General features: G+C 71.9%; 25 protein-coding genes. 16 read left to right on the top strand and 9 right to left on the bottom strand.

All coding sequences use genetic code 11. From position 1 onward, the window contains the following. Window position 1: 1 nt before the first annotated feature. Window positions 2-853: a response regulator transcription factor gene (locus tag ACWA7K_RS05670; protein ID WP_456166500.1), complete on the bottom strand. Its 852-nt coding sequence runs from the start codon at window positions 851-853 to the stop codon at window positions 2-4. Window positions 854-951: 98 nt separating this feature from the next. Then, window positions 952-1623, bottom strand: coding sequence for a ParA family protein (locus ACWA7K_RS05665; RefSeq protein ID WP_456166498.1), 672 nt, complete (start codon window positions 1621-1623; stop codon window positions 952-954). Between ACWA7K_RS05665 and kefF the strand changes: the two genes are divergently transcribed. From kefF to ACWA7K_RS05645, 4 genes are all read left to right on the top strand, one after another. Further along, window positions 1622-2350 carry a glutathione-regulated potassium-efflux system oxidoreductase KefF gene (kefF, locus tag ACWA7K_RS05660; protein WP_456166496.1) on the top strand — a complete coding sequence of 243 codons (729 nt, stop codon included), beginning with the start codon at window positions 1622-1624 and terminating at the stop codon, window positions 2348-2350. The genes ACWA7K_RS05665 and kefF overlap by 2 nt on opposite strands. Continuing rightward, window positions 2347-4161 (top strand): glutathione-regulated potassium-efflux system protein KefC, encoded by a 1815-nt coding sequence (gene kefC / locus ACWA7K_RS05655; protein ID WP_456166494.1) that lies wholly within the window; start codon window positions 2347-2349, stop codon window positions 4159-4161. Before kefF ends, kefC begins: the two co-directional genes overlap by 4 nt. A 73-nt stretch (window positions 4162-4234) precedes the next feature. Continuing rightward, on the top strand, window positions 4235-4666 hold the full coding sequence (locus tag ACWA7K_RS05650) for an NfeD family protein (protein WP_456166492.1): 432 nt from the start codon (window positions 4235-4237) through the stop codon (window positions 4664-4666). A gap of 52 nt (window positions 4667-4718) precedes the next feature. Continuing rightward, entirely contained in the window at window positions 4719-5642 is a 924-nt protein-coding gene (locus ACWA7K_RS05645) for an SPFH domain-containing protein (RefSeq protein ID WP_456166490.1), read from the top strand. Window positions 5643-5672: 30 nt separating this feature from the next. On the opposite strand, the gene ACWA7K_RS05640 is transcribed toward ACWA7K_RS05645, so the two are convergent. From ACWA7K_RS05640 to ACWA7K_RS05620, 5 genes are all read right to left on the bottom strand, one after another. Beyond that, window positions 5673-7205: a malonate--CoA ligase gene (locus tag ACWA7K_RS05640; protein ID WP_456166488.1), complete on the bottom strand. Its 1533-nt coding sequence runs from the start codon at window positions 7203-7205 to the stop codon at window positions 5673-5675. A gap of 46 nt (window positions 7206-7251) precedes the next feature. Then, entirely contained in the window at window positions 7252-8049 is a 798-nt protein-coding gene (locus tag ACWA7K_RS05635; protein WP_456166486.1) for an enoyl-CoA hydratase/isomerase family protein, read from the bottom strand. Window positions 8050-8113: 64 nt separating this feature from the next. Next, window positions 8114-9136 carry a Bug family tripartite tricarboxylate transporter substrate binding protein gene (locus tag ACWA7K_RS05630; RefSeq protein WP_456166484.1) on the bottom strand — a complete coding sequence of 341 codons (1023 nt, stop codon included), beginning with the start codon at window positions 9134-9136 and terminating at the stop codon, window positions 8114-8116. A gap of 108 nt (window positions 9137-9244) precedes the next feature. Continuing rightward, the gene (locus ACWA7K_RS05625) at window positions 9245-10006 is read right to left on the bottom strand and encodes a sulfite exporter TauE/SafE family protein (protein WP_456166482.1); all 762 of its coding nucleotides are present in this window, start codon (window positions 10004-10006) and stop codon (window positions 9245-9247) included. 31 nt (window positions 10007-10037) lie between these two features. After that, complete coding sequence (locus tag ACWA7K_RS05620) at window positions 10038-10637, bottom strand: malonic semialdehyde reductase (RefSeq protein WP_456166480.1); 600 nt, start codon at window positions 10635-10637, stop codon at window positions 10038-10040. A gap of 83 nt (window positions 10638-10720) precedes the next feature. Here ACWA7K_RS05620 and ACWA7K_RS05615 point away from each other — a divergent pair, with 83 nt between their 5' ends. Further along, on the top strand, window positions 10721-11152 hold the full coding sequence (locus ACWA7K_RS05615) for a DUF1841 family protein (protein WP_456166478.1): 432 nt from the start codon (window positions 10721-10723) through the stop codon (window positions 11150-11152). 15 nt (window positions 11153-11167) lie between these two features. Here the strand turns inward: ACWA7K_RS05615 and ACWA7K_RS05610 are convergent, their stop codons facing one another. Both ACWA7K_RS05610 and ACWA7K_RS05605 read right to left on the bottom strand, forming a co-directional pair. Continuing rightward, window positions 11168-12187, bottom strand: coding sequence for a PA2778 family cysteine peptidase (locus ACWA7K_RS05610; protein WP_456166476.1), 1020 nt, complete (start codon window positions 12185-12187; stop codon window positions 11168-11170). A gap of 5 nt (window positions 12188-12192) precedes the next feature. After that, complete coding sequence (locus tag ACWA7K_RS05605; RefSeq protein WP_456166474.1) at window positions 12193-12633, bottom strand: PA2779 family protein; 441 nt, start codon at window positions 12631-12633, stop codon at window positions 12193-12195. Window positions 12634-12790: 157 nt separating this feature from the next. On the opposite strand from ACWA7K_RS05605, the gene ACWA7K_RS05600 reads away from it, so the two are divergent. The 11 genes from ACWA7K_RS05600 to ACWA7K_RS05550 all read left to right on the top strand — a co-directional run bounded on the left by ACWA7K_RS05600 (window position 12791) and on the right by ACWA7K_RS05550 (window position 24748). After that, window positions 12791-14026, top strand: coding sequence for a Bcr/CflA family efflux MFS transporter (locus ACWA7K_RS05600; RefSeq protein WP_456166472.1), 1236 nt, complete (start codon window positions 12791-12793; stop codon window positions 14024-14026). 79 nt (window positions 14027-14105) lie between these two features. After that, window positions 14106-14387: a BrnT family toxin gene (locus ACWA7K_RS05595; RefSeq protein WP_456166470.1), complete on the top strand. Its 282-nt coding sequence runs from the start codon at window positions 14106-14108 to the stop codon at window positions 14385-14387. Further along, window positions 14362-14688 (top strand): helix-turn-helix domain-containing protein, encoded by a 327-nt coding sequence (locus tag ACWA7K_RS05590; protein WP_456210385.1) that lies wholly within the window; start codon window positions 14362-14364, stop codon window positions 14686-14688. The genes ACWA7K_RS05595 and ACWA7K_RS05590 overlap by 26 nt, the downstream gene beginning before the upstream one ends. A 10-nt stretch (window positions 14689-14698) precedes the next feature. Beyond that, complete coding sequence (gene miaA / locus ACWA7K_RS05585) at window positions 14699-15706, top strand: tRNA (adenosine(37)-N6)-dimethylallyltransferase MiaA (protein ID WP_456166466.1); 1008 nt, start codon at window positions 14699-14701, stop codon at window positions 15704-15706. 11 nt (window positions 15707-15717) lie between these two features. Beyond that, a complete protein-coding gene (locus ACWA7K_RS05580; RefSeq protein WP_456166464.1) occupies window positions 15718-16470 on the top strand; it encodes an ABC transporter ATP-binding protein in 753 nt (250 codons plus the stop codon). After that, window positions 16460-17221, top strand: a complete 762-nt coding sequence (locus ACWA7K_RS05575; protein ID WP_456166462.1) for an oxygen-binding di-iron domain-containing protein — start codon at window positions 16460-16462, stop codon at window positions 17219-17221. The genes ACWA7K_RS05580 and ACWA7K_RS05575 overlap by 11 nt, the downstream gene beginning before the upstream one ends. Beyond that, window positions 17218-19773, top strand: a complete 2556-nt coding sequence (locus ACWA7K_RS05570; RefSeq protein WP_456166460.1) for an FtsX-like permease family protein — start codon at window positions 17218-17220, stop codon at window positions 19771-19773. The genes ACWA7K_RS05575 and ACWA7K_RS05570 overlap by 4 nt, the downstream gene beginning before the upstream one ends. Beyond that, window positions 19773-20969, top strand: a complete 1197-nt coding sequence (locus ACWA7K_RS05565) for a lipocalin-like domain-containing protein (RefSeq protein ID WP_456166458.1) — start codon at window positions 19773-19775, stop codon at window positions 20967-20969. Before ACWA7K_RS05570 ends, ACWA7K_RS05565 begins: the two co-directional genes overlap by 1 nt. A 65-nt stretch (window positions 20970-21034) precedes the next feature. Continuing rightward, entirely contained in the window at window positions 21035-21607 is a 573-nt protein-coding gene (locus ACWA7K_RS05560; protein ID WP_456166456.1) for a YceI family protein, read from the top strand. A 93-nt stretch (window positions 21608-21700) separates the two neighbouring features. Next, window positions 21701-23656, top strand: a complete 1956-nt coding sequence (locus ACWA7K_RS05555; protein ID WP_456166454.1) for an extracellular solute-binding protein — start codon at window positions 21701-21703, stop codon at window positions 23654-23656. Between the two features lie 54 nt (window positions 23657-23710). After that, complete coding sequence (locus ACWA7K_RS05550; RefSeq protein ID WP_456166452.1) at window positions 23711-24748, top strand: microcin C ABC transporter permease YejB; 1038 nt, start codon at window positions 23711-23713, stop codon at window positions 24746-24748. Window positions 24749-24770: the final 22 nt, after the last annotated feature.

Genomic DNA, 24770 nt, shown 5'->3' with positions numbered 1-24770 from the left:
CTCAGCGCGGACCGGCCGCGGTCGGGCTGAACTGGTGCCGCACCGCGATCACCGCCTGGGTCCGCGAGCTGACGCCCAGGCAGCGCAGCACCGCCGCCACGTGGTCCTTGATGGTCTCGACCGACAGGCCCATCTCGCGGGCGATCAGCTTGTTGGGCTTGCCTTCCAGCAGCAGCACCAGCACCTCGGACTGGCGCGGCGTCAGGCCCAGCGACTCCAGCGAGGTCGGGCTGATCAGCGCCTCTCGGGCGGCGACCCGTTCGCCGCTGGCGATGTAGGGCGCGACCGGCACGCCGGCGACCAGCGCGGAGGACAGGACGGCCGACGGGGCGGACGCCGGTGCCGCCCAGGCGTCGGCCGCCGGGCTCGTGACGCCCTCGGCGGCAGGCACCGGCGGCTCGACCGGCGCGGCTGACGCCGCCGCCGGCCAGGTCCCGGCCGGTGCGCCCACGCCACCGGCGCCGCTGAACATCTCCGGCACGAAGACGCCACCGGACATCACCAGCAGCAGCGCCTCGAACAGCATCTCGTTGGTGGCGCGCTTGGGGACGAAGCCCATCGCACCGCCGTCGATGCAGCGGTCCAGGTCGGCCGGATCCTCGGAGGCCGACACGACCACCACCGGCAGCTGGGGATGGGCCGCCCGCAGCTCGACCAGGAAGTCGTAGCCATCGTGGGCGCCGAGGAAGAGGTCCAGCAGCACCAGGTCGAAACCGTGCGGCCCATGCAGCAGGTTGCGCGCCTCGTCGACCGTCTCGACCCCGACCACGCGGACCTGCTCGCCAAGGCCCCGCACGACGTTCTGCATCGCCGCCAGGATCAGCGGGTGGTCGTCGATCATCAGGACCTTCATGGCGGGCGGGTTCGGTGCAGCTGCGGGGCCGCCAGTTTAGGGATCGTGCCGACGGGTGCTTCCCCCTTCGCGGGGATTGCGGCGCCGGGCTGGCCGGGTCAGTGCCGGTCGACCCAGGCCGACAAGGGCGCCCACTGTTCCAGGTCGCGGGCGACCCGGCCGGGCGCGACATCCCACAGGCTGGCGCCCTGCGCGGCCAGGTGGACGTAGTTGTGGGTGTCGCGCAGGAGGCCCAGCACCGGCACGTCGATCTGCGCGTTCAGGCGCGACAGGAACTGTTCGAGCTGCTCGGCCGCATGGGTGTGCTCGCGCACGCGGTTGCCGATCACCGCCACCGGCACGTCGGCATGCTTGCGGCTCTGGCGCAGTTCGGTGATGAAGTCGCGCGTGGCGTAGATGTCGAACACGCTGGCCTGCAGCGGCACCAGGATCGCGTCGGCCGCCTTGATGACCGCCTCCAGCCGCTTGCCCTGCAGGCCGGCGGGGGTGTCGATCACGGCATGGCGGGCGCCCTTCGGGAGCTTGACGAGCGCGTCGGCGTCGGTCGTCCACAGGCCGATGCGGGGCAGTTCGGGCGGGCGCAGCGACAGCCACAGCGCGCCGGATTCCTGTCGGTCGACGTCGGCCAGCACCACGGCCGGACGGGCATCGGCCTCGTCGGCAGCGGGAGCCCGGTCCGCCTCGCGTCGGGCGAGGTAGCCGGCCAGGTTGGTCGCCAGGGTCGACTTGCCGACCCCGCCCTTCGGATTCGCCACCACGTAGACGCTCATGCTCTCGCTCCTGTGCGGGTCGGCGGCGCTGCACGGGCGCCGGCTCCTGAGCTATGTTAGCGACGTGAAATCGAGCCCCGACACCCCCGCCGCCCCACGCGTCATCGTGCTGCTGGCCCATCCCGACCTGCACCGCTCGCGCGTCAGCCGCCGGCTGGCCGATGCGGTGCGGCGGCTCGGATCCGAGCGCATCGAGCTGCGCGACCTCTACGCGCTCTACCCCGACTACGCCGTCGATCCGGCCGCCGAACAGGCTGCGCTGGCACGCGCCGACTTGGTGGTCTGGCTGCACCCGATCCAGTGGTACGCGCCCCCCGCGCTGATGAAGCTGTGGATCGACGAGGTGCTGACGCTCGGCTGGGCCTACGGCAAGGGCGGCACGGCACTGCACGGCAAGGACCTGTGGCTGGCCTGCTCGACCGGCGGGCGCGAGGAGGCCTATCACCCGACGGGCTACAACCGCCATTTCTTCGACGCCTTCCTGCCGCCCTACGAACAGACCGCCGCGCTGTGCGGCCTGCGCTTCCTGCCGCCGTTCGTGCTGCACGGTGCCCATGCGGCGAGCGATGCGGCGCTCGACGACCAGGCCGGGCTGTTCGCGCAGCGTCTGGCGAGCTACCCCGGCTGGCCGGAACTGGCCGCGCTGCCGGCCCTGGAGTCCTGCATCGCACCCGACCAGGACCGCCCCCGCGAGGAGCCGCACCGCGAGATCGGAGCCCTGTCTTGACCGCCCATGACAACTGGCTGCTGACCAGCCTCGTGTTCTTCACCGCCGCCGTGGTCGGCGTGCCGCTGGCCCGGGTCCTGGGCCTCGGCGCCATCATCGGCTACCTGATCGCCGGCATCGTCATCGGCCCGTCCGGGCTGGCACTGATCGGCGATCCGCAGACCGTCCTGCACGTGGCCGAGTTCGGCGTCGTGCTGATGCTGTTCCTGGTCGGACTCGAACTCGAGCCGCGCCGGCTCTGGTCGCTGCGCCGGCCGATCTTCGGCTGGGGCGGCGCACAGCTGATCGGCTGCACGCTCGCGCTGGCCGGCGTCGGGCTGGCGCTGGGACTGCCCTGGCGCTGGGCGCTGGTCGGTGCGCTGGGCCTGGCGCTGTCGTCGACGGCTGTCGCCCTGCAGGTGCTGCAGGAACGCAACCTGCTGGCCGCCCCGGCCGGCCAGTCGGCGTTTGCGATCCTGCTGTTCCAGGACGTCGCGGCGATCCCGATCCTGGCCCTGCTGCCGCTGCTGGGCAGTGGCGAGGCAGCCGCCGGCAACCCGTGGCTGGAAGCGGCCAAGGCGCTCGGCGTGGTCGCCGCGATCGTGCTGGGCGGGCGCCTGCTGCTGCGCCACGGGCTGCGCTGGGTCGCCGCCAGCCGCACGCCGGAGGTCTTCACCGCCGCGTCGCTGGGCCTCGTGGTCGGCATCGCCGCGCTGATGCAGGCGGTCGACCTGTCGATGGCGCTGGGCGCCTTCCTGGCCGGCGTGCTGCTGGCCGAAAGCGAATACAAGCGCGCGCTGGAGACCGACGTCGAGCCCTTCAAGGGCCTGCTGCTGGGCCTGTTCTTCATGGCCGTCGGCATGAGCATCGACTTCGCGGTGCTGCGCGCCAGCCCGTGGATCGTCGCCGGCCTGCTGCTGGGCTTCCTGGCGGTCAAGACCGTCGCGCTGGTCGTGCTGGCGCGGGCGATGGGCATCGCGCGGGGCGAGCGGCCGATCTGGGTGCTGCTGCTCGCGCAAGGCGGCGAGTTCGCCTTCGTGGTGTTCCAGCAGGCCGCCGGGGCTGGCGTGTTCGACGCGGCCACCGCGTCGCTGCTGGTCGGCGCGGTGGCGCTGTCGATGCTGGCCTCGCCGCTGCTGCTGGTCGCGCTGGACCGCTGGCTGCCGGCGCCCAAGCCGCTCGGTCCCGGGCCAGCCGTCGACCCGCAGGACGACGAACCGGCCGAGGTGCCCGTGATCGTCTGCGGCTACGGCCGCTACGGCCAGATCGTCGGCCGGCTGCTCTATGCCGCCGGCTTCAAGGCCACGCTGCTGGACCACGATCCGGAGCAGGTCGAGGTGATGCGGCGTTTCGGCTTCCGCACCTACTACGGCGACGCGACCCGGCTGGACCTGCTGCGCAAGGCCGGTGCGGCCGAGGCCCGCGCGATCGTCGTCGCGGTCGATGACGTCGAGCAGAGCCTGAAGATCGTCGAGCTGGCGCAGACCCATTTCCCGCAGGCCGAACTGGTCGTGCGGGCCCGCAACGTCCAGCACTATTTCCAGCTGCGCGAGCTCGGCGTGCGGCACATCGAACGCGAGACCTTCGAATCGGCACTGGCCAGCGGCCGCAGCGTGCTGGAGGTGATGGGACACCAGCCGCATCACGCCTGGCAGCTGGCATCCCGTTTCCGCCGCTTCAACCGGGCCATCGTCGAACAGGGCGTCCAACATCGCGGCGACCGCGAGCGCCTGGTCGCGCTGGCCAAGGCGGGCAGCGCGCAGCTGGAGGAACTGTTCGCCAAGGACCGCGCCGCCCGCGAACGCCGCCATCGCGGCACCTGGGACGACTGAGCCAGCCGCACCGACGCCGCGCACCCCCCGGCCTACACTGGATCGCATCTCTCCTGGAACCGAGGACGCCCTGATGGAACCCGCCCACCTGTGGTGGATCGCCGCCGCGCTGGCCGTCGCGGCCGAGCTGGCCACCGGCACCTTCTACCTGCTGATGATCGCCATCGGCCTGTGCGCCGGCGCGGTCGCTGGCCATGTCGGCCTGGGTCCGACCGGGCAGATCCTGTCGGCCGCGCTGGTCGGTGCCGGCGCGGTCGCGCTGTGGACCTGGCGCCGCCAGCAGGTGCCGTCCGGACCGGCGGCCAATGCCGATCCGGGCCTCAACCTCGACATCGGCGAGACGGTCCACGTCACCGCCTGGGACGCCGACGGCAGCGCCCGGGTCCACCACCGGGGCGCCGACTGGACCGTGCTGTGGGATGGCTCATCGAATGAGCCACCGCCCGGCCCGGGCACCTACACGATCCGCGCGCTGCGCGGCAACCGCTTCGTCGTCGGCCGCTGAGTCAGCCGGCCACGATCGGACACCAACGAAGACAACAGGGAACGTCACGCTCATGGAAACCATCGCCCTCATCGTGCTGGTCATCGCGATCATCTTCGTGGTCCGCACCATCAAGGTCGTGCCGCAGCAGCACGCCATCGTGGTCGAGCGGCTCGGCCGCTACCACGCCACGCTCACGCCCGGCCTGAACTTCGTCATCCCCTTCGTCGACCGGGTGGCCTACGCCCACTCGCTCAAGGAGATCCCGCTGGACGTCCCGAGCCAGGTCTGCATCACGCGCGACAACACCCAGCTGCAGGTCGACGGGATCATCTACTTCCAGGTCACCGACGCGAAGCTGGCCAGCTACGGCAGCAGCAACTACGTCATGGCCATCACCCAGCTGGCGCAGACGACGCTGCGCAGCGTGATCGGCAAGATGGAGCTGGACAAGACCTTCGAGGAGCGCGAGCTGATCAACGCGGCGGTCGTCTCGGCGCTGGACGAGGCGGCGCTGAACTGGGGCGTCAAGGTGCTGCGCTACGAGATCAAGGACCTGACGCCGCCGGCCGAGATCCTGCGCTCGATGCAGGCGCAGATCACGGCCGAACGCGAGAAGCGCGCGCTGATCGCGGCCTCCGAGGGCCGTCGCCAGGAGCAGATCAACATCGCCACCGGCGAGCGCGAGGCCTACATCGCGCGGTCCGAAGGCGCCAAGCAGGCGGAGATCAACAAGGCGCTCGGCGAGGCCGCCGCGATCACCGCCGTGGCCGACGCCACCGCCGACGCGATCCGCAAGATTGCCGCTGCCATCGAACAACCCGGCGGCGCGCAGGCGGTGCAGCTCAAGGTCGCCGAGAAGGCGGTCGACGCCTACGGCCAGCTCGCCAGGACCAACAACACGATGATCGTGCCCGGCCACATGGGCGAGGTCGCCGGCCTGATCGGCACCGCGATGGCGCTGTTCAGGCAGGGCGGCCAGGCGCCGAAGGCCTGACCGGCCCGTCCATCAGGCACAGGCTCGGGCTCAGGCCGCGAACAGCCCCTTGTGCTGTTCGCGCAGCAGGTTCTTCTGCACCTTGCCCATCGCGTTGCGCGGCAGGTCGGCGACGACGAAGGCGCGCTTGGGGACCTTGTAGTTGGCGATCTGCGACTTCAGCGTCGCCACCAGCGCATCGGCCTGCAGCGCCGCGCCGGCCTTGGGCACGATGACGGCGACCACGCCCTCGCCGAAGTCCGGGTGCGGCACGCCGATCACGGCCGACTCGGCCACGCCGGGCATGTCGTTGAGGTAGCCCTCGATCTCGGCCGGATAGACGTTGTAGCCGCCGCTGATGATCAGGTCCTTGCTGCGGCCGACGATGGTCAGGTAGCCGCGTGCATCGAAGCGGCCGACGTCGCCGGTCCTGAACCAGCCGTCGGCGGTGAACTCCTCGGCGGTCTTCTCGGGCATGCGCCAGTAGCCGCCGAAGACGTTCGGGCCGCGCACCTGCACATGGCCGATCTCGTCGGCCGGCAGGGCCGCGCCGGCATCGTCGACCACCCGCACGCCGACACCGGGCAAGGCCGGCCCGACGGTGCCGCCGACCCGTTCGCCATCGCTGGCGCGGCACGGGTTGGACGTCAGCATGACGGTCTCGCTCATGCCGTAACGCTCCAGGATGACGTGGCCGGTGCGGTCCTGCCAGTCGCGGAAGGTCTCGATCAGCAGCGGCGCCGAGCCCGAGATGAACAGCCGCATGCCGGCGCAGGCCGAACGTGTCAGGCCGCCTTCCTGCAGCAGCCGCACGTACAGCGTCGGCACGCCCATGAAGACGGTCGCGCGCGGCAGTCGCTCGATCACCGCACGCGGGTCGAACTTGCCGAGCCACAGCATCTTGCTGCCATTGAGCAGCGCGCCGTGGCTGGCCACGAACAGGCCGTGGACGTGGAAGATCGGCAGGGCGTGGATCAGCACGTCGCCCGGCTGCCAGTCCCAGTGCGCCTTCAGCACCTGCGCGTTCGACAGCAGGTTGCCGTGGCTGAGCATCGCGCCCTTGCTGCGCCCGGTCGTGCCGCTGGTGTAGAGGATCGCGGCCAGGTCATCGGCACGCCGTCGCGCTGGCTCGTGCACGTCCGGGAAGTGACTCGCGCGTTCGAGCAGCGTGCCGGTACGGTCGTCATCGAGCGTGAAGACATGCGCCACGCCTTGCTGGAACGCCAGCTTGCTGAGCCACGGAAAGTTGCGTGACGTGCAGACCACGACGGCCGGCTCGGCATTGCCGATGAAGTAGGCCAGCTCGGCCTGCTGGTAGGCCGTGTTCAGCGGCAGGTAGACGAAGCCGGCGCGCAAGGTCGCGAGGTAGAGCAGCAGCGCCTCGACCGACTTCTCGGTGTGGGCGGCCACCCGGCTGCCGGCGGGGATGTCCAGCGAGGCCAGCAGGTTGGCCAGCATCGCGCTGGCGCGGTCGAGGTCGCGCCAGGAATAGACCAGGCCGGTGTCGGTCTCGATCGCGGCGGCGTCGAGGTCGGCCGGGAAGGCGGCACGCAGGGCGGCGAACAGGTTGGCGTTGGCAGTCATGTCGTAGCGGGTCGGGTCGGGTCAGGTCAGATCGGGTCCGGGCGCGTCATGTGCCCTGGAAGCGGGGCGGACGTTTCTCGATGAAGGCGGTGATGCCCTCGCGGTGGTCGGGGCCGCTGGCGTAGGCCGCCAGCGCGGCGCGCTGGTCTTCGGTGAAGGTGAACTGGGCGGCCACCAGGCGCAGCGTGCGCTTGTTCAGGCGGGCGGCCAGCGGCGCGCCGGCGGCGATGCGCTGGGCCGTCGCGGCGGCCTCGTCGGCGACCTGCTCGTCGGCGACGACGCGGTGGACGAGGCCACGCTGGCGCGCCGTCGGGGCATCGAGTAGGCGGGCTTCCAGCAGGATCTCGGCGGCGGTCGCCAGACCGGCCACACGGACCACGCCGGCCAGCTCGTCGGGTGCCATCGGGAAGCCGAGCCGGGCGATCGGCGCGCCGAAGCGGGCGCTGGCGCCGGCGATGCGCAGGTCGCACTGGCAGGCGATCTCCAGCCCGCCACCGACGCAGGCCCGCTCGATCTGCGCGACCAGCGGGATGTCGCAGCGGTAGAGGGCCTCCAGCGCCGGGCCGACGATCTGTTCGTGGAAGTGGCGCAGCCGGTCGGCCTCGAAGCGGAAGGCGGGGAACTCCTCGATGTCGCCGCCCGAGACGAAGGTGCCGCCCTCGCCGCGCACGATCAGGCAACGCAGCGTCGGCATGCGCTCGGCCAGCCCGTCGATGTGTCCGCGCAGCTGCTGCCACATCGCCACGCTCATCGCGTTGAGCTTGCCGGGATTCGAGAGGGTCAGCACGGCCACGTCGGGCAGGCTGGCGTGGGATTCGAGGCGGACCTCGGCGGCGACGGTCATGCGGTACTTCCGGAAACGACGACAGCCGGGAAGTATCGCGGTCGACGCGGGCCGGTCGACGGCATCAGTCCAGCTTGGCCCCGGACGCCTGCGCCACCTCGGCCCAGCGCTTGATCTCGCTGGCGACGAAGTCGCCGTAGGCCTTGCCGTACTGGTTCGGAAGCTCGGCGCCCAGGCCGTTCCAGATCGCCTTGATCTCGGGCGTCGCGTAGGCCTTGCGGAGTTCCTCGGTCATGCGCGCGATGGCCTCGGGCGGCGTGCCCTTCGGGGCCCACAGGCCGTACCAGGTCGCGACCTGGTAGGTCGGCACGCCGGCCTCGGCGGCGGTCGGCACGTCCGGGAAACCGGGCGCCCGCTGGCTGCCGGCCACCGCCAGCGCGCGGATCCGGCCGCCCTTGATGTGCATCGCGGAAGAGCCCAGCCCGTCGAACATCACGTCGACCTGGCCGGCCATCAGGTCCTGCAGCGCCGGGCCCGCGCCGCGGTAGGGGATGTGGGTGATGAAGGTGCGCGTCTGCAGCTTGAACAGCTCGCCGGCCAGGTGGTGCGAGGTGCCGTTGCCGGCCGAGCCGTAGTTCAGCTTGCCCGGCTTGCTGCGCACCTCCTTGAGGAAGTCGGCCAGGTTGGTGGCCGCCACCTTCTGCGGGTTGACCACCACGACCTGCGGCACGCTGGCCAGCAGCGCCACGGGCACGAAGTCTTCCTGCAGCTTGTAGTCGAGCTTCGGGTACATGGCCGGCGCGATCGCGTGGTGCACAGCGCCCATGAACCACGTGTGGCCGTCCGGCGTCGCCTTGGCAGCGAGCGTCGCGCCGACGTTGCCGCCGGCGCCGCCCTTGTTGTCGATGATGACCTGCACGCCCAGCTGCTTGCTCAGCTGCGCGGTCAGCGGTCGGGCGAAGGCATCGGTGCCACCGCCGGCCGGGAACGGCACGATCCAGGTGACCGGCCGCGAGGGCCAGGCCTGGGCCTGGGCGCCACCCGCCAGCAACGCGGCTGCCAGCCCGAATCCGGTCGCGAGCAACGTGCGACGCCACGACGGACGCCGCGCGGAGTTCTGGATCAACGCCTGATTCGACCGGGCCATGTGCGCTCCTGTGTTGGGAGCGCAGATGCTAGGCAGCACGCCCGCAACTGCCCATCCGGGCTCACCCGCCGCGCCGGGCGACATGCTGTCGGACGGCTCGGCGGGCGCTCAGGCGTGCGGCCAGATGGCGTCCGCGAGCAGCTTCAGGCCCGTCAGCAGCATGCCGACCTGCACCAGCCGGTAGAACCAGCGTGTCGTCACCCGCCGGGCAGCCCAGACACCCAGCACGACGCCACCGGCCGCGACGGGCACCAGCACCGCCGAGGTCGCCAGGTTGCGGGCATCGAACAGGCCCAGCAGACCATAGGGGATCCACTTGGCCAGGTTGATGCTGGCGAAGAACACCGCCGAGGTCCCGGCATACGGCAGCGGCTGCATGCGGCGCGGCAGCAGCGCCATCGCCATCGGCGGGCCACCGCCGTGGGCGACGAAGCTGGTGTAGCCCGACATCAGCGCCAGGCCGGCGGTCTGCGCATGGCCGGGCATTGGCGCATCGGCGCGCGGCGGCCACAGCAGCTGCTGGGCCAGGAACAGCAGCGTGACGACGCCGACGATGCCGGCCACCACATGCCCCGGCAGCAGGCCGAAGCTCAGCCAGCCCACTGCGATGCCGGCCAGTCCGGCCGGCAGCAGCTGACGCAGCAGCTTCCAGTCGGGCGTGCCACGCAGCGACCACAGCGCCATCGCGTCCGACACCGCCAGCAGCGGCAGCATCACGGCGGCGGCCTGCGGCACCGGCATCGCGACCGCCAGCAACGGTGTCGCCAGCGAGCCCAGCCCGGACGCGAAACCCGACTTCGACAGGCCCAGCAGCAGCACCGCCGGCAGGGCCACCCACCAGAAGGCGGGATCGGTGATGACGCCGGTCATCGGGCGGCCCCGGTCGGCAGACGGGCGGCGCTCACAGGATCGCGCAGGCAGTGTCGAAGTCCAGCCGGGGCGCACGCGGGCGCAGGCCGGCCGGGTCGCCGTGGCCGATGTTGCAGACCACCATCGACTTCAGGCCGGTGCCGGCGAAGAACTCGGCGTCCACGCCGGCCGCGTCGAAGCCGCCCATCGGGCCGGCGTCCAGGCCCAGCGAGCGCACGGCCAGGATGAAGTAGCCGATCTGCAGCGCGGCATTCAGCGACGACGCCGACTCGCGCGCCGCCAGCTTGTCGGCCAGCTGCTCGCGCAGGCCCTCGCGGAAGGGCGCCAGCGTGGGCATGTGCTGGTGGTAGTCGACGTCGCGGGCCAGGATCGCGACGGCCGGCGCCAGACCGGTCTTGGCGCGGTTGCCCTCGGCCATCAGCGGCAGCAGGCGGGCGCGGGCCTCCGGACTCTGGACGAAGCGCACGCGCAGCGGCGAGATGTTCATCGCCGTTGGGCCCCAGCGGGTCAGCTCATAGAGCTGGCGCAGTTGCGCGTCGCTGACCGGGCGGTCCAGCCAGGTGCCGTGGGTGCGGGCGTCGGTGTAGAGGCGGGACAGCGTGGCGTCGTCGAGAGCGGTGTCGAAGGTCATGGGGGGTTCGGGGGTCAGGGGTGACGGGATGACGGGGTGACGGGTTTGAGGGATCGAAAGCCGGTGCACTGCACAATTCTCGGATGTTCGCCCCCAGCCAGCACGACGTCCGCCGATTCTTCTGCGCCACCTGGCGCCAGCAGCAACAGGGCGCGCCGATGTCCCCGATGGAGACCTTGGCCGCCGAATGGATCGCCCGCCACCCCGAATACCACGCCGACCTGGCCGACGAGGAAGCCGCGCTGGCCGCCGTCTACAGCGTCGACGATGGCCGCACCAATCCCTTCCTGCACCTGTCGATGCACCTGTCGATCAGCGAGCAGTGTTCGATCGACCAGCCGCGCGGCATCCGTCAGGCGGTCGAGTTGCTGGCCGCCCGGCGCGGTGACCTGCACGCCGCCCAGCACGAGGTGATGGACTGCCTCGGCGAAATGCTCTGGCAGTCGCAGCGCAGCGGCCAGCCGCCCGATCCGCACGCCTACCTCGACGCGGTGCGGCGGCGCGCGACACGCTGACGCGCTGACGCAGCGTCAGGGCCTCGGCGCCAGCAGGTCCGGCCAGCCCAGTTCGACCGCGCTGTCGCGCACCACGGCCAGCCAGCGCGGCTCGCCTGCAGCATCGGCCTGACGGGCCAGATCGGCGGCCATGACCAGGGCCGAACGCGCCTCGGCCGGTCGACCGCGACGGGCCTCGACATGCGCCAGGTTGTTCGCCAGCGCCGCACCGGGCGACACGGCCAGCGCCCGTTCCAGCAGCCCCGCCGCCTCGTCCAGCCGGCCGGCCTCGACCAGCCGGTTCGACGCACCAAGCGCGACCACCGGGCGCAACGGCTCGATGGCCGCCAGGCGCAGCCAGACCGCCCGCGCATCGGCCGGCGCCGCGACGCGGTCGAAATCGAGTGCGGCCTGTTCCAGCCGCGCCGCATCCGGCGACCAGGGCAGTTCACCCGGTCGCAACAGCAGCGCCGACCAGTGGCCCGCGCGGGCCCAGCTGTACTCGAAGGTCTCCCAGGGCAGGTGCTGCGCCGGCTCGTCACCGCTGCGCAGGATCACCTCGCGGCGGCTGCGGTCATGGCCGACCAGCACGGCGTAATGCCAGCGCGCGAACCACGACTTCGGGCCGCCGAGCCCGAGGTTCATCAGCACGACCACCGGGCGCCCGGCGTCGAGTTCGTCGAACAGGCCCGCGAGCGTCGCCGGACCGGTCAGCGTGTAGGCGCCGAAACGCCGGCCGGCGGCCAGCATCTCGGTGCTCAGGCTGCCGCCGCGAGCCGGCAGGTAGGTCGCCGCCGCGAGCCGGGCCGGATCGGCCGGCCGCCCGATCGCCGCCAGCGCGCTGGCCAGCGCCAGCGGGCCGCAATGGCGCGCCTGCGCCGCGTCGGTCGGCGGGAAGAAGGGGACGTCGACCAGCTCGGTGCGCAGCGGCCGGCCCGCGGGCGGACCGCCGGACGTCATCTCGGCGACCAGCGCCTCGGTCTGCGGCGGCGGGATCAGGCTGGCGCAACCCGCCAGCAGGAACGTGCAGACCAGCGCCAGCGCAAGGCGGCGCATGGGCCTCAGCGGATCGAGCGCGTGAACGGGAAGACCTTGGTGAAGCCGAGGATGTCGGTCACCAGCAGCACCAGGAAGATGAAGACCAGCGTGTCGAGCACGCCGTCGGCACCGGCCGGGGCCTGGTCCATCTCGGCGGCCAGGGCCTGCGCCTGGGCATCGCTCAGCGCGGCGATGCGCTGGCGGGCCTGGGCCGGATCGACGCCGCGTGCGACCAGCGCCTGCGCCACCTCGGCCCGGTCGACCGCCGCCAGCAGCTGGCGCTGCGCCGGGCCGAGGCTGGCCTCGGCCTGGGCATCCGACAGCGTCTGCGCGCCGACCATGCCGGCCTGCGCGGTGCCGAGCATGCCGCCGAAGCTCAGGCTGGCGATCACCACGCTGGCAACCAGCCGGCGGGCGGCCGAAGGACGGGTGGCAAGGGACGACAAGGCACGATCGGCGGACATGTTCGGGCTCCAGATCTGAAGTGGGACGTGAGACGTCAACAAGGTTGGCAAGGCGGCATCCCCCGGGAAACCCAGGCGACGCGACGGCCGGAATCTACCGCAGCGGGGCGAGGGTGCGTGACGAAATGCACACGGGGCGGCTGATACGCTTCCGGGCATGCCGTCCCCCGCACCCGCGAACGCCGCCGCCTCGTCCCCCGCATCCCGCACGACCTTCACCGCCAGCCAGGCCGCCATCACCCTGGCGCTGTGCCTGGGCCTGCAGCCCGCCACGACCGATCTCTACCTGCCGGCGCTGCCGCTGCTCACGCGGGAGCTGGGCACGACGGTGGCGACGGCGCAGCTGACGATGTCGACGCTGATCCTGGCCTTCGGGCTGGCGCAGCTGGTCTGGGGACCGGTGGCCGACCGCATCGGCCGTCGGCCGGTGCTGCTGCTGGGCATCGCGCTCTACACGCTGGCGGTGCTGGCCGGCCTGTCGGCACCGCACATCGGCTTCCTGATCGTGGCGCGCGGCGCGCAAGGGGCCGCCCTCGCCGCGCTGGTCGTCGTGGCCCGGGCGATGGTGCGGGACCTCTATGCGCCAGCCGAAGGCACGCGGGTGATGTCCTGGGCGATGTCCGGCCTGGGGGTCATCGCCATCGGCAGCCCGCTGCTGGGCGGCTGGGTGACGGCGGCCTGGGGCTGGCGCGCGCCGTTCGCGGTGGTGGCCCTGTTCGCGCTGGTGATCGCGGCCTGGATCTGGCGCGTCGTGCCCGAGACCATCCCGCAGACCAACCCCGATGCGCTGCGACCGGGCCCGCTGCTGGCGAGCTGGCGGCGCATCCTGGGCAACCGCAACTTCCTCGCCTGGGCGGGGCTGACGAGCGCGACCTACGCGGGCCTGTTCATGTTCCTGGCCGGCTCGCCCTTCGTCTACATCAATGTGCTGGGACTGAGCCCGGCGGCCTACGGGCTGGCGCTGGGGAGCAGCTCGGTGTCCTACCTGGCGGGCACCTTCATGTGCCGGCGCTGGCTGCTGCGCCACGGCCCCGTCGGCGCGGTCCAGCGGGCGGCCGGCTGGACGCTGGCCGGCGGGCTGGTGCTGGCCGCCCTGGCGCTGGCCGGCGTGCAGACGCTCTGGGCGGTGCTGCTGCCGCAACTGGCCTACGCCTTCGCCCACGCGACACACCAGAGCTGCGGCCAGGCCGGCGCGGTCAGCCAGTTCCCGAAGGAAGCGGGTGCGGCCTCCGCGCTGGCCGGCTTCATCCTCGCGGCGGTCGCCTTCGGCGTCGGCAACCTGCTGGGCATCGCGCTGGACAACACCACGCTGCCGCTCGCGCTGGGGATCGGCGCGGCGTCGGTGCTGACGGCCGGGGTGGCGTGGACGTGGGTGAGGCGACATGGCCAGTGACCGCTCGATCGCCGTGGCACATCCGACGGAACGATCAGCTGGCCGTAGGCGGGTGTAGGCCATTGGCCTACCATCGACGATGGAATTCGAGTGGGACGAGGCCAAGAGCCGAAGCTGTTTCGACGAGCGCGGCTTCGACTTCGCCCATGCGGCGCTGGCATTCTTCGATCCGGACCGTCTGGTCCGGGCCGATCAGCGGCACAGCTACGGCGAAGATCGTTTCCGGATGCTCGGCAGCATCGACGGTCGCGTCTTCGTGGTGGTCTACACGCTGCGACCACGCGCCACCCGCATCATTTCGGCCCGCAAGGCCAACGCCCGAGAGGTCAGGACTTATGAAGACCGTGCGCATGACGATTGATCCCGCCCGGGCCCGGGTCGGACGCATCGACACGACCGTCGTGGACGCGACCGACGAGGCGCGGATCGCGCTTCACGCCGCGGCGGACGAGGCGGCTGCGATGCAGGACGCGGCCCGGTTCGCCCGCAGGGTTCGGCGGCGACTGGGCTTCAGTCAGGCCGAATTTGCCAGCCGGATCGATGTCTCCCTCCAGACCATCCGGAACTGGGAACAGGGCAAGCGTTCGCCAACGGGTGCGGCCAAGGCCTTGCTGAAGGTGCTGGACAAGGCGCCCGAAGTCGCTCTGGCGGCCTTGGGCTGATGCATTCGACATGACGACGGCGAACCTGCCGCGCCTCGCCGCCCTCCCCTGGCTCGCCCTCGCCGGCCCCACCGCCTCCGGCAAGACCGCCGCCGCGTTGGCGATCGTGCGGGCGCAGCGCGCGCGGGGCGGGCCGGACGTCGAGGTCATCAGCGTCGACTCGGCGCTGGTCTATCGCGGCATGGACATCGGCACGGCCAAGCCCGATCCGGCCGAGCTGGCCGAGGTGCGGCATCACTTGGTCGACCTGATCGAGCCGACCCAGGCCTATTCGGCCGCCGAGTTCGCGCAGGACGCCAGCCGGCTGGTCGGCGAGATCCACGCGCGCGGCCACCGAGCGCTCCTGGTCGGCGGCACGATGCTCTACCTGAAGGCCTGGCTCGACGGCATCGACCCGCTGCCCGCCGCCGACCCGGTCGTGCGTGCGGCCATCGACGAACGCGCGCGCTTGCTGGGCTGGCCGGCGCTGCATGCCGAGCTGGCCCGGGTCGACCCGGTCACCGCCGCCCGGCTGGCACCGGCCGATGCGCAGCGCATCCAGCGCGCGCTGGAGGTCTTCGAGCTGAGCGGCCAGCCGCTGTCGGCACTGCACCGCCAGGGCCGCCCGGGCCGACCGGACGATCTGCCCTCGCCCGCCGGCCCGGGCACGCTGATCGCGCTGGAACCCGCGTCGCGGGCCTGGCTGCACGAGCGCATCGCGCAACGCTTCCGGCAGATGCTCGACGCCGGCCTGGTCGACGAGGTTCGGCGGCTGCGCGAGCGCGGTGACCTGCACGCCGGCCTGCCGTCGATGCGCTGCGTCGGCTACCGCCAGACCTGGGAGATGCTGGACGGCGTCTGCCCCGATGCCGAACTGGCCGAACGCGGCATCGCCGCGACCCGCCAGCTCGCCAAGCGCCAGCTGACGTGGCTGCGCAGCATGCCGGCGCGCCGCGTGGTCGCCTGCGACGCGCCGGATGCCCTGGCTCAGGTGCTGAGCCTGGCCGAGCAGACCGGTTTCCTGGTCCCCGCCCGATGACGATGGACACGATGAACGACGCCCCCCGGCAGACGCTGTCGCCGCTGCTGCGCGTGCGCGGTCTGGCCAAGCGCTATGGCGCGACGCCGGTGTTCGAGCACATCGACCTGGCGCTGGCGCGCGGCGAGGTGGTCGCGCTGCTGGGCGCCTCGGGCGTCGGCAAGTCCAGCCTGCTGAACTGCATCGCCGGGCTGGACCGGGCCGATGCCGGCGAGATCGAGCTGCTGGGCCAGCGCGTCGACCGGCTGGCCGAACCGCAGGCGGCGGCGCTGCGGCGGCAGTCGCTCGGATTTGTCTTCCAGGCCTTTCACCTGTTGCCGCACCTGAGCGTGGCCGACAACGTCGCGCTGCCGCTGCTGCTGCTGGGCCAGCGCGACACGGCGGCGGTCGACGCCCGGGTCGGCGAGCTGCTTGACGGTGTCGGCCTGGCGGGCTACCAGCGCCGGCGCCCGCGCGAGCTGTCGGGCGGCCAGCTGCAGCGGGTGGCGATCGCCCGGGCGCTGGTGCACCGGCCGGCGCTGGTGCTGGCCGACGAACCGACCGGCAACCTCGACCCGACCAGCGCGGCGCAAGTGCTGGACCTGCTGTGCCGGCAGGCCCGCGAACAGGGCGCCGGCTGCCTGATCGTGACGCACGCCAGCGACGCCGCGCAGCGCGCCGACCGGGTGCTGCGGCTGCGCAGTGACGGTGTCGACACGACCGACGCTACGATTTCCAGCCCCGGCATGTCGCCGGCAACGAACAGGCCATCCCATGCCCGTTGAACTGTTCCGACAAGGCGGCCTGAAGCGCCTGATGTTCTGCGACCTGAACCAGCTCCACGGCGAGGCGGTGCAGGCCAACCAGTTCCTGATCGTCAACGACGACACCGGCGCCATCATCGACCCGGGCGGCAACCTGGCCTACAACGAGCTGTACCTGGGCATGACCCAGCATTTCCCGCCGCAGCAGCTGTCGGCCATCGTGGCCTCGCATGCCGATCCGGACATCATCGCGTCGCTGGACCGCTGGATGACCGCGACGTCGGCTCCGGTCCACATCTCGACCGTGTGGGAGCGTTTCATCCCGCACTTCTGCAAGCCCGGCAAGACCGGCGGCCGGGTGATCGGCATCCCCGACCGGGGCGCGCGCATCGCCATCGGCCGCCATGAGCTGATCGCGCTGCCGGCGCACTTCCTGCACGCCGAAGGCAACTTCCAGTTCTGGGATCCGCCCAGCGGGATCCTGTTCACCGGCGACCTGGGCACCTCGATCGGCGTCGACCCGCGGGTGCCGGTGCAGTCGCTGACCGCCCACATCCCGCACATGGAGCCGTTCCACCGCCGCTACATGGTCAGCAACAAGGTGCTGCGGCTGTGGGCCGAGATGGTCCGCACCCTGCCGATCCGCATGCTGGTGCCGCAGCATGGCGCGCCGATGGTCGGGCCAGCGGTGACCGAGTTCATCGACTGGGTCCAGACCCTGCCCTGCGGCATCGACCTGATGCAGCAGGGCCACTACACGATCCCGCGTTGACGGCGACCGCAGCGGCGCCAGGCTGGCGCGGCCAGCTGCGGCTGATCGGCCAGCAATGGCGCCATCACCCGGGCCGACTGCTGATCGCGGTGCTGGCGATCGCGCTGGGCGTGGCGCTGGCGCTGGCGGTGCAGCTGATCAACCGCTCGGCGCTGGCCGAGTTCGGTGCCGCCGTGCGCAGCGTCAATGGCCAGCCTGACGCCGAGCTGCGCCCCGCCCGCGGCAACCTGCTGCCCGAATCGGTCTATGCCCGCGTCGCGCAGCGCCCCGAGGTGTTGCTCGCCAGCCCGCTGCTGGAGGTCGACACGCTGGCGCTGGATGCCCAGGGGCGCCGCGTCGCGCTGAAGGTGCTGGGCCTCGACGCGCTGGTCGCCCCGCTGCTGGCGCCGGACCTGCTGCCACGCCCGGCCGACGACGCGCCAAGGCTGGCGATGCTCGATCCGGACCGCGTCTTCCTGAACCCGGCTGCGCAGGCGCTGGTCGGGTCGTCCGGTTCGATGCGGCTGGTCCGGGGCAGCGGCCTGCAGACGCTGGCGGTGGCCGGCGCGGTCGCGGCCGACGGCCCGCCGCTGGCCGTGCTGGACCTGGCCGGCGCGCAGGACCACCTCGATCGGCTCGGGCAGCTCGGCCGCATCGACCTGCGCCTGGCGCCCGGCACCGACCGCGAGGCGCTGCTGGCCGCGCTGAACGTCGACAGCACCGTGCCGCTGCGCCTCGCCGCGCCGCAGGAATCGGCCGAGCGCCTGTCCAACCTGTCGCGCGCCTACCGCGTCAACCTGACCGTGCTGGCGCTGGTCGCGCTGTTCACCGGCGCCTTCCTGGTCGGCTCGGTGCAGGCCTTGTCGGTCGCGCGGCAGGTGCCGCAACTGGCGCTGCTCGGCGTGCTCGGGCTCGATGCCGCGACGCGGCGGCGCGGCGTGCTGGCCGAATCCGCGCTGATCGGCCTGATCGGCGCCGCGCTGGGCACCGCCCTCGGCACCGGCCTGGCCTGGCTGGCGCTGCAGCGGCTCGGCGGCGACCTGGGCAGCGGCGTGTTCGGCGGCGGCAACCCGCCGCCGCTGCAGTGGTCGGCCGGCGCCGCGCTGCTCTACGCCACGCTGGGCGTGCTGGCCGCCCTGCTGGGCGGCTGGCAGCCGGCGCGTCAGGCCGAACGCATCGCCCCGGCGCTGGCCTTGAAGGGCCTGGGCGACGACGGCCGCCGCATCACCCGGCCGTGGCTCGGCCCGGTCATGCTGGCGGGCGCGCTGGCGCTGTGTTTCGCCCCGCCGATCCTCGACCTGCCGCTGGCGGCCTACGCGGCCGTGGCGCTGCTGCTGCTGGGTGGCATCGCCTGCGTGCCGGCCGGTGTCGACGCGCTGCGGGCCCGCCTGCCGTCACCGCGCCAGCCGCTGGCCTTGCTGGCGGTCGAACGCACCCGCGACCAGCGCCAGCAGGCCACCGTGGCGGTCGCCGGCGTGATCGCCAGCCTGGCGCTGAGCGTCGCGCTGACGGTGATGGTCGCGAGCTTCCGCGACTCGGTCAGCGACTGGCTGCTGCAGGTCCTGCCAGCCGACCTGTACGCCCGCAGCGCGACCTCGTCGGCGCAGGCCGATGCCGTCTGGCTGGAACCCGCGCTGGTCGACGGCGTCGCCGCCCTGCCCGGCGTGCAGCGGGTGCAGGCGCTGCGCACGGTGCCCCTCGCCTTCGATGACAGCGCCATCCCGGTGCCGCTGATCGCCCGCGAGGTCGGCGACCCGGCCCGCACGCTGCCGCTGGTCGGCGACCTGGTGGCGGGGCCGCCGAGCCCGGGCTTGCCGGCGGTCTACGCCAGCGAGGGTTACCTGGCGCGCCACGGCGCCCGGCCCGGTGACCGGCTGGAACTGCCCTTGCCGGACGGCCGCCGCGCCGCCGTCTGGATCCGCGGCACCTGGCGCGACTACGCCCGCCAGCACGGCTCGCTGGTGATCGAGCGGGCCGACTGGATCACCCTCAGCGGCGACCGCCGCATCAACGACCTGGCGATGTGGCTGCAGCCCGGCGCCGACGCGGCGGCGGTCGAAGCGGGCGTGCGGCGGCTCGCCGGGCCGGTCGGCGAGCTGCTGGAGTTCGCCACGCCGGCGGCGATCCGGGCCACCTCGCTGGCGATCTTCGACCGCAGCTTCGCGGTCACGACCTGGCTGCAGGCGGTCGCCATCGCGATCGGCCTGGCCGGCATCGCGGCCAGCTTCTCGGCCCAGGTGCTGGCCCGCCGCAAGGAGTTCGGCACGCTGCTGCACCTGGGCCTGTCGCGCCGCGAGGTGATGACGCTGGTGAGCGCCGAAGGTGCGCTGTGGAGCGGCGTCGGCGCCACGCTGGGCCTGCTCCTGGGGCTGGCGGTCAGCGGCGTGCTGGTCTGGGTCGTCAACCCGCAGAGCTTCGGCTGGACGATGGACCTGAGCCTGCCGGTGACCCGCCTGGCTGCGCTGGCCGCCGCCGTGGTCGTCGCCGGCAGCGCGACCGCCTGGCTGTCGGCCCGCCACGCGGCCGGGCGCGACCCGGGCGACATGGTGCGCGCGGTGCAGGAGGACTGGTGATGGACGGGCCGAAACGCCGGTGGATGCTGGCCTCGCTGGCATCACTTGCAACGGGATCGGCGCTGACAACGCTGGCCCGCCCCGCACACGCCCTGTCGCCCGGCCAGCCGCTGCGCTTCCCGCAGGACTTCGGCGCCCACCCGGGCCAGCGCATCGAGTGGTGGTACCTGACCGGCTGGCTGGCCGATCCGGCCGCGCCGGACGTGCCGCTGCAGGGCCTGCAGATCACCTTCTTCCGCTCGCGGACGGACGTGCGCGACGACCACCCCAGCGCCTTCGCCGCCACCCAGCTGCTGATGGCCCACGCGGCCCTGGGCGACGTGCGTGGCGGCCGGCTGGTCCATGACCAGCGCATCGCGCGGGCCGGCTTCGGGCTGGCCGGCAGCGCCACGGGCGACAGCGACATCCGCCTGCGCGACTGGACCTTGCGGCGCGAGCCGGTGCCCGGCCAGCCGGCGGCGCAGTCGAGCCTCTACCGGATCGAGATCGGCCGCAGCGCGCTGGCCGACCGCATCGAGCTGAGCGCCCGGACCCAGGGCCCCGTGCTGCTGCAGGGCCGCCAGGGCTGGTCGCGCAAGGGGCCGCAGCCGGCACAGTCCAGCCGCTACTACAGCCAGCCGCAGCTGGCGCTGCAGGCGCGTCTGCAGCGCGGCGGCCAGGTCGTCGAACGGGTCGGCAGGGCCTGGCTCGACCATGAGTGGAGCGACAGCCTGCTCGACCCGGACGCGGTCGGCTGGGACTGGGCCGGCTTCAACCTGGTCGACGGCAGCGCGCTGACGGTCTTCCGGCTGAGGCGTCACAACCGGCAGGCGGCCGGCGCGGACGATGTGACTGCCGGGGCGGATGCCGGGGCGGAAGCTGCCACGTTGTGGACCGGCGGCTCCTGGCGCGATGCGGCCGGCCGCGACCGCAGCTTCGAACATGAGGCCGGCGAGGCCTTGCGCTGGACGCCGCTGCGCCACTGGACCAGCCCGTCGACGAAGGCCCGCTACCCGGTCGAATGGCGGCTCGACACCCCCGTCGGCCGCTACCGCGTCAGGGCGCTGTTCGACGCCCAGGAACTCGACAGCCGCGCCAGCACCGGCACGGTCTACTGGGAAGGCCTGAGCGAGCTGCTCGATGCCGACGGCGGCCGGCGCATCGGCCTGGGCTACCTCGAGATGACCGGCTACGCGCAACGCCTGCAACTGCGCTGAAACCGTCCTGCCGACACAATCGGGTGGACCGCTTCCCGATCGAAGCCAACCCGAAGGACTGCCCCATGTCGCTCCGCCTTGCCGCCGCCGCGCTGGCCCTCGGCCTGACCGCCGCTCAGGCCGCACCGGTCGAATACGTCGTCGACCCGACCCACACCTACCCGAGCTTCGAGGCCGACCACATGGGCATGTCGACCTGGCGCGGCAAGTTCAACACCACCACCGGCACGCTCTGGCTGGACAAGGCTGCGGGCACCGGCTCGGTCGACCTGAAGATCGACGTCGGCAGCATCGACTTCGGCTTGGCGCAGATGAACAGCGTCGCCAAGGACACCGAGATGTTCAACGTCGCCCAGTTCCCCTATGCCTTCTACAAGGGCCGGCTCGAAGGCTTCGGCCCGGGCGGCACCGCACGCGTGGTCGGCACGCTGGACTTCCGCGGCGTGACCCGGCCGCTGACGCTGGAGGTGTCGCGCTGGAAGTGCCAGCCGCACCCGCTGAACAAGCGCGACTGGTGCGGCGCCGACGCGCAGGCGACCTTCTCGCGGGCCGACTGGGGCTTCGACGTGGGCCGCGACTGGGGCTTCTCGATGGCCACGACGCTGCGCATCCAGGTCGAGGCCGTGGCGCGCGACTGACACCCGGCAAACACGGCATTCCCCGACCCGGCCGGACAGGGGGCGCTGCCTAGAATCGTCCGACGCTTTCCAACCCTGATCCAGCCCTGGCCCATGCCCATCCAGCGCCCTGCCCGAACGACGATCCGCACCTGGCCGAGCCACGCCGCCCGCCTGCTGGCCGCCCTGGTGCTGGGCACGACGGGCCTGCTGCAGACCCTGCAGGCCGCGCCGGACGCCGCCGCGAACGAGGCCCGCGCCGTGCCCCGGGCGATCGCCGCCCCGGCCGCGCCGGCCCAGGCGCTCGAGACCTGGTCGCACGCCTACGCCGCCTACACGACGCCGAAGTACCCGGCCGGCTTCGAGCACTTCGCCTACGTCCGGCCCGACGCGCCCAAGCGCGGCACGCTCTGGCTGCGCAACCCGGACCGGCGTTCCAGCTTCGACAAGTTCAACCCGTTCACGATCAAGGGCAACGCGCCGGCCGGCGTCTCGCTGTTCATGTTCGAGAGCCTGGCGACCCGCTCGATGGACGAGCCGCAGACGATGTACGGCCTGCTGGCCGAGCAGATGTCGGTGGCGCCGGACCTCTCCAGCGTCAGCTTCCGCATCCACCCGAAGGCACGTTTCTCGGACGGCTCGCCGGTGACCGCCGCCGATGTCGTCCACAGCTACCGGATGCTGACCAGCCCGCAGTCGTCACCGGGCGTGCGCATCGGCCTGTCGGACATCGGCGACGTGACCGCGCTGGACGCGGCGACGGTCCGCTTCACGCTCAAGGAACGCAAGATCGACGCGGTCTTCGCCGCCGGCGGCATGGCGGTGTTCTCGCAGGCCTGGGGCCGGGTCGGCGGCAAGGTCAAGCCCTTCGACCAGATCGTCTCCGAGCACCCGATCGCCAGCGGCCCGTACCGCATCGACGTGGCCGAGATGCCGCGCCGCATCGAGTTCAAGCTCGACCCGAACTACTGGGCCCGTGACCTCGGCGTGCGGCGCGGCCACTTCAACTTCGAGCGCATCGTCTACCGCATGTATGCCGATCCGGCGGTGGCGGCCGAGGCCTTCAAGGCCGGCGAGTTCGACTTCATGAAGGAATACAGCGCCCGGTCCTGGGTCCGCCAGCACCAGGGCGTGAAGTGGCGCGACGGCCGCATCGTCAAGGCCGAGCTGCCGACCGCCTGGGGCCAGGGCCTGCAGTCGACCCACTTCAACCTGCGCCGGCCGATCTTCCAGGACGCCCGTGTGCGCGAGGCCCTGACGCTGGCCTGGGACTTCGAGCGGCTGAACCGTTACGGCCAGTACAAGCGCGCCAACAGCCTGTTCAACAACTCCGAGTTCGCCGCCCAGGGCGCGCCGACGCCGGACGAACTCGCGCTGCTCGAACCGTTCCGCAGCCAGTTGCCGCCGCAGGTCTTCGGTCCGGCCTATGTCGCGCCGATCCAGGGTGATGCCCAACGGCTGCGCGCCAACCTGCTGCGCGCCCGCGACCTGCTGGCGCAGGCGGGCTGGAAGGTGGCCGACGACGGCAAGCTGCGCAACGCCAAGGGCGAGGCCTTCGTCGTCGAGTACCTCGAACCGAGCCAGCCCGGCCGCAACACCGACTTCCAGCACAACCTGTCCAAGCTCGGCATCGAGTTCAAGGAGCGGGTGGTCGACTTCGCGCTCTACCGCCGTCGCCTGGAGACCTACGACTACGACCTGATCACCATCGTCGAGGGCGACTTCACGCTGCCCAGTGCGACCGATCTCAAGGCCGGCTACGGCAGCGCGACCGCCGACGAGCCCGGCGGCAACAACTTCCGCGGCGTGAAGAGCCCGGCGGTCGACGCGCTGATCCAGGCCATCGCCGACGCCAAGGACATCGCCCAGCTGCGCACCGCCGCCCGCGCGCTGGACCGCATCGTCATGTGGAACCACTGGCAGATCCCCGAGCTGTACCTCAGCAAGGAACGTGTCTCCTACTGGAACCGCTTCGGCAAGCCCGCCGTGCAACCCGGCTACATCTCGGTCGACGGCGGCGAACCCTGGCCGCTGTGGACCTGGTGGGTGGAGCGGGAGCAGCGGCCGTGAGCCGGTTGTCTCGCACCCTCCCTTGCGAACGCCGCACCCTCAACTGACGCCCCCATGCTCGCCTACATCCTCAAGCGCATCCTGCTGATGGTGCCCACGCTGCTGGGGGCGCTGACCCTGACCTTCGTGGTGATCCAGTTCGTGCCCGGCGGGCCGGTCGAGCAGGTCATGGCCGAGGCCCGCGCGGCCGACAAGGGCGGTGACAGCAGCGGCTACAAGGCCAGCCGGGACGTCGACAAGCAGCAGATCGAGGCGCTCAAGAAGCTCTACGGCTTCGACCAGCCCGCGCATGTGCGCTATGTCGAGATGCTCGGCCGATTCCTGCGCTTCGACCTCGGCAAGAGCTTCATGTTCAACAAGGACGTGACGCAGCTGATCCTGGAGAAGCTGCCGGTCTCGATCAGCCTGGGGGTCTGGAGCTTCCTGATCGCCTACCTCGTGTCGATCCCGCTGGGCGTGGCCAAGGCGGTCCGGGAAGGCACGCGCTTCGACACGCTGACGACGCTGCTGGTGCTGATCGGCTATGCCATCCCTGGCTTCGTGCTCGGCGTGCTGCTGATCGTGCTGTTCGCCGGCGGCACCTACTGGGACTGGTTCCCGCTGCGAGGGCTGACGTCGGACAACTGGGCCAGCCTGGACTGGCCGTCCCGCATCGCCGACTACCTGCACCACCTTGCCCTGCCGCTGATCTGCATGACGATCGGCAGCTTCGCGACCATGACGCTGCTGACGAAGAACACCTTCGTCGAGGAGATGCGCAAGCAGTACGTGAAGGTCGCGCGAGCCAAGGGCCTGTCACCGAACCGGGTGCTCTACAAGCACATCTTCCGCAACGCGCTGATCCCCCTGATCACCGGCTTCCCGGCCGCCTTCGTCGGTGCCTTCTTCGCCGGCTCGGTGCTGATCGAGAACCTGTTCTCGCTCGATGGCCTCGGCCAACTTGGCTACGAGGCCGTCGTGCGGCGCGACTACCCGGTCGTGCTCGGCTCGCTCTATCTCTTCACGTTGATCGGCCTGGTGGTCAAGCTGGTGTCGGACCTGCTCTACGTCATCGTCGACCCGCGGGTGCAGTTCGGCAAGGCCGCCAGGTGATCCGGACGTGACCAGGACCCGA

This window comes from Leptothrix mechoopdaensis (SeqCode), from assembly GCF_053893855.1.
This window is presented reverse-complemented; position numbering and strand designations above follow the sequence as displayed.

Coding starts and splice junctions, on each gene's coding strand:
- ACWA7K_RS05670 (WP_456166500.1), bottom strand. CDS start 853: ATGAAGGTCCTGATGATCGACGACCACCCGCTGATCCTGGCGGCGATG.
- ACWA7K_RS05650 (WP_456166492.1), top strand. CDS start 4,235: ATGGAACCCGCCCACCTGTGGTGGATCGCCGCCGCGCTGGCCGTCGCG.
- ACWA7K_RS05595 (WP_456166470.1), top strand. CDS start 14,106: ATGGAATTCGAGTGGGACGAGGCCAAGAGCCGAAGCTGTTTCGACGAG.
- ACWA7K_RS05550 (WP_456166452.1), top strand. CDS start 23,711: ATGCTCGCCTACATCCTCAAGCGCATCCTGCTGATGGTGCCCACGCTG.
- ACWA7K_RS05615 (WP_456166478.1), top strand. CDS start 10,721: ATGTTCGCCCCCAGCCAGCACGACGTCCGCCGATTCTTCTGCGCCACC.
- ACWA7K_RS05565 (WP_456166458.1), top strand. CDS start 19,773: ATGGACGGGCCGAAACGCCGGTGGATGCTGGCCTCGCTGGCATCACTT.
- ACWA7K_RS05645 (WP_456166490.1), top strand. CDS start 4,719: ATGGAAACCATCGCCCTCATCGTGCTGGTCATCGCGATCATCTTCGTG.
- ACWA7K_RS05665 (WP_456166498.1), bottom strand. CDS start 1,623: ATGAGCGTCTACGTGGTGGCGAATCCGAAGGGCGGGGTCGGCAAGTCG.
- ACWA7K_RS05610 (WP_456166476.1), bottom strand. CDS start 12,187: ATGCGCCGCCTTGCGCTGGCGCTGGTCTGCACGTTCCTGCTGGCGGGT.
- ACWA7K_RS05635 (WP_456166486.1), bottom strand. CDS start 8,049: ATGACCGTCGCCGCCGAGGTCCGCCTCGAATCCCACGCCAGCCTGCCC.
- kefF (WP_456166496.1), top strand. CDS start 1,622: ATGCTCTCGCTCCTGTGCGGGTCGGCGGCGCTGCACGGGCGCCGGCTC.
- ACWA7K_RS05555 (WP_456166454.1), top strand. CDS start 21,701: ATGCCCATCCAGCGCCCTGCCCGAACGACGATCCGCACCTGGCCGAGC.
- ACWA7K_RS05625 (WP_456166482.1), bottom strand. CDS start 10,006: ATGACCGGCGTCATCACCGATCCCGCCTTCTGGTGGGTGGCCCTGCCG.
- ACWA7K_RS05600 (WP_456166472.1), top strand. CDS start 12,791: ATGCCGTCCCCCGCACCCGCGAACGCCGCCGCCTCGTCCCCCGCATCC.
- ACWA7K_RS05560 (WP_456166456.1), top strand. CDS start 21,035: ATGTCGCTCCGCCTTGCCGCCGCCGCGCTGGCCCTCGGCCTGACCGCC.
- ACWA7K_RS05575 (WP_456166462.1), top strand. CDS start 16,460: ATGCCCGTTGAACTGTTCCGACAAGGCGGCCTGAAGCGCCTGATGTTC.
- ACWA7K_RS05580 (WP_456166464.1), top strand. CDS start 15,718: ATGAACGACGCCCCCCGGCAGACGCTGTCGCCGCTGCTGCGCGTGCGC.
- ACWA7K_RS05590 (WP_456210385.1), top strand. CDS start 14,362: ATGAAGACCGTGCGCATGACGATTGATCCCGCCCGGGCCCGGGTCGGA.
- ACWA7K_RS05640 (WP_456166488.1), bottom strand. CDS start 7,205: ATGACTGCCAACGCCAACCTGTTCGCCGCCCTGCGTGCCGCCTTCCCG.
- ACWA7K_RS05620 (WP_456166480.1), bottom strand. CDS start 10,637: ATGACCTTCGACACCGCTCTCGACGACGCCACGCTGTCCCGCCTCTAC.
- miaA (WP_456166466.1), top strand. CDS start 14,699: ATGACGACGGCGAACCTGCCGCGCCTCGCCGCCCTCCCCTGGCTCGCC.
- ACWA7K_RS05605 (WP_456166474.1), bottom strand. CDS start 12,633: ATGTCCGCCGATCGTGCCTTGTCGTCCCTTGCCACCCGTCCTTCGGCC.
- ACWA7K_RS05630 (WP_456166484.1), bottom strand. CDS start 9,136: ATGGCCCGGTCGAATCAGGCGTTGATCCAGAACTCCGCGCGGCGTCCG.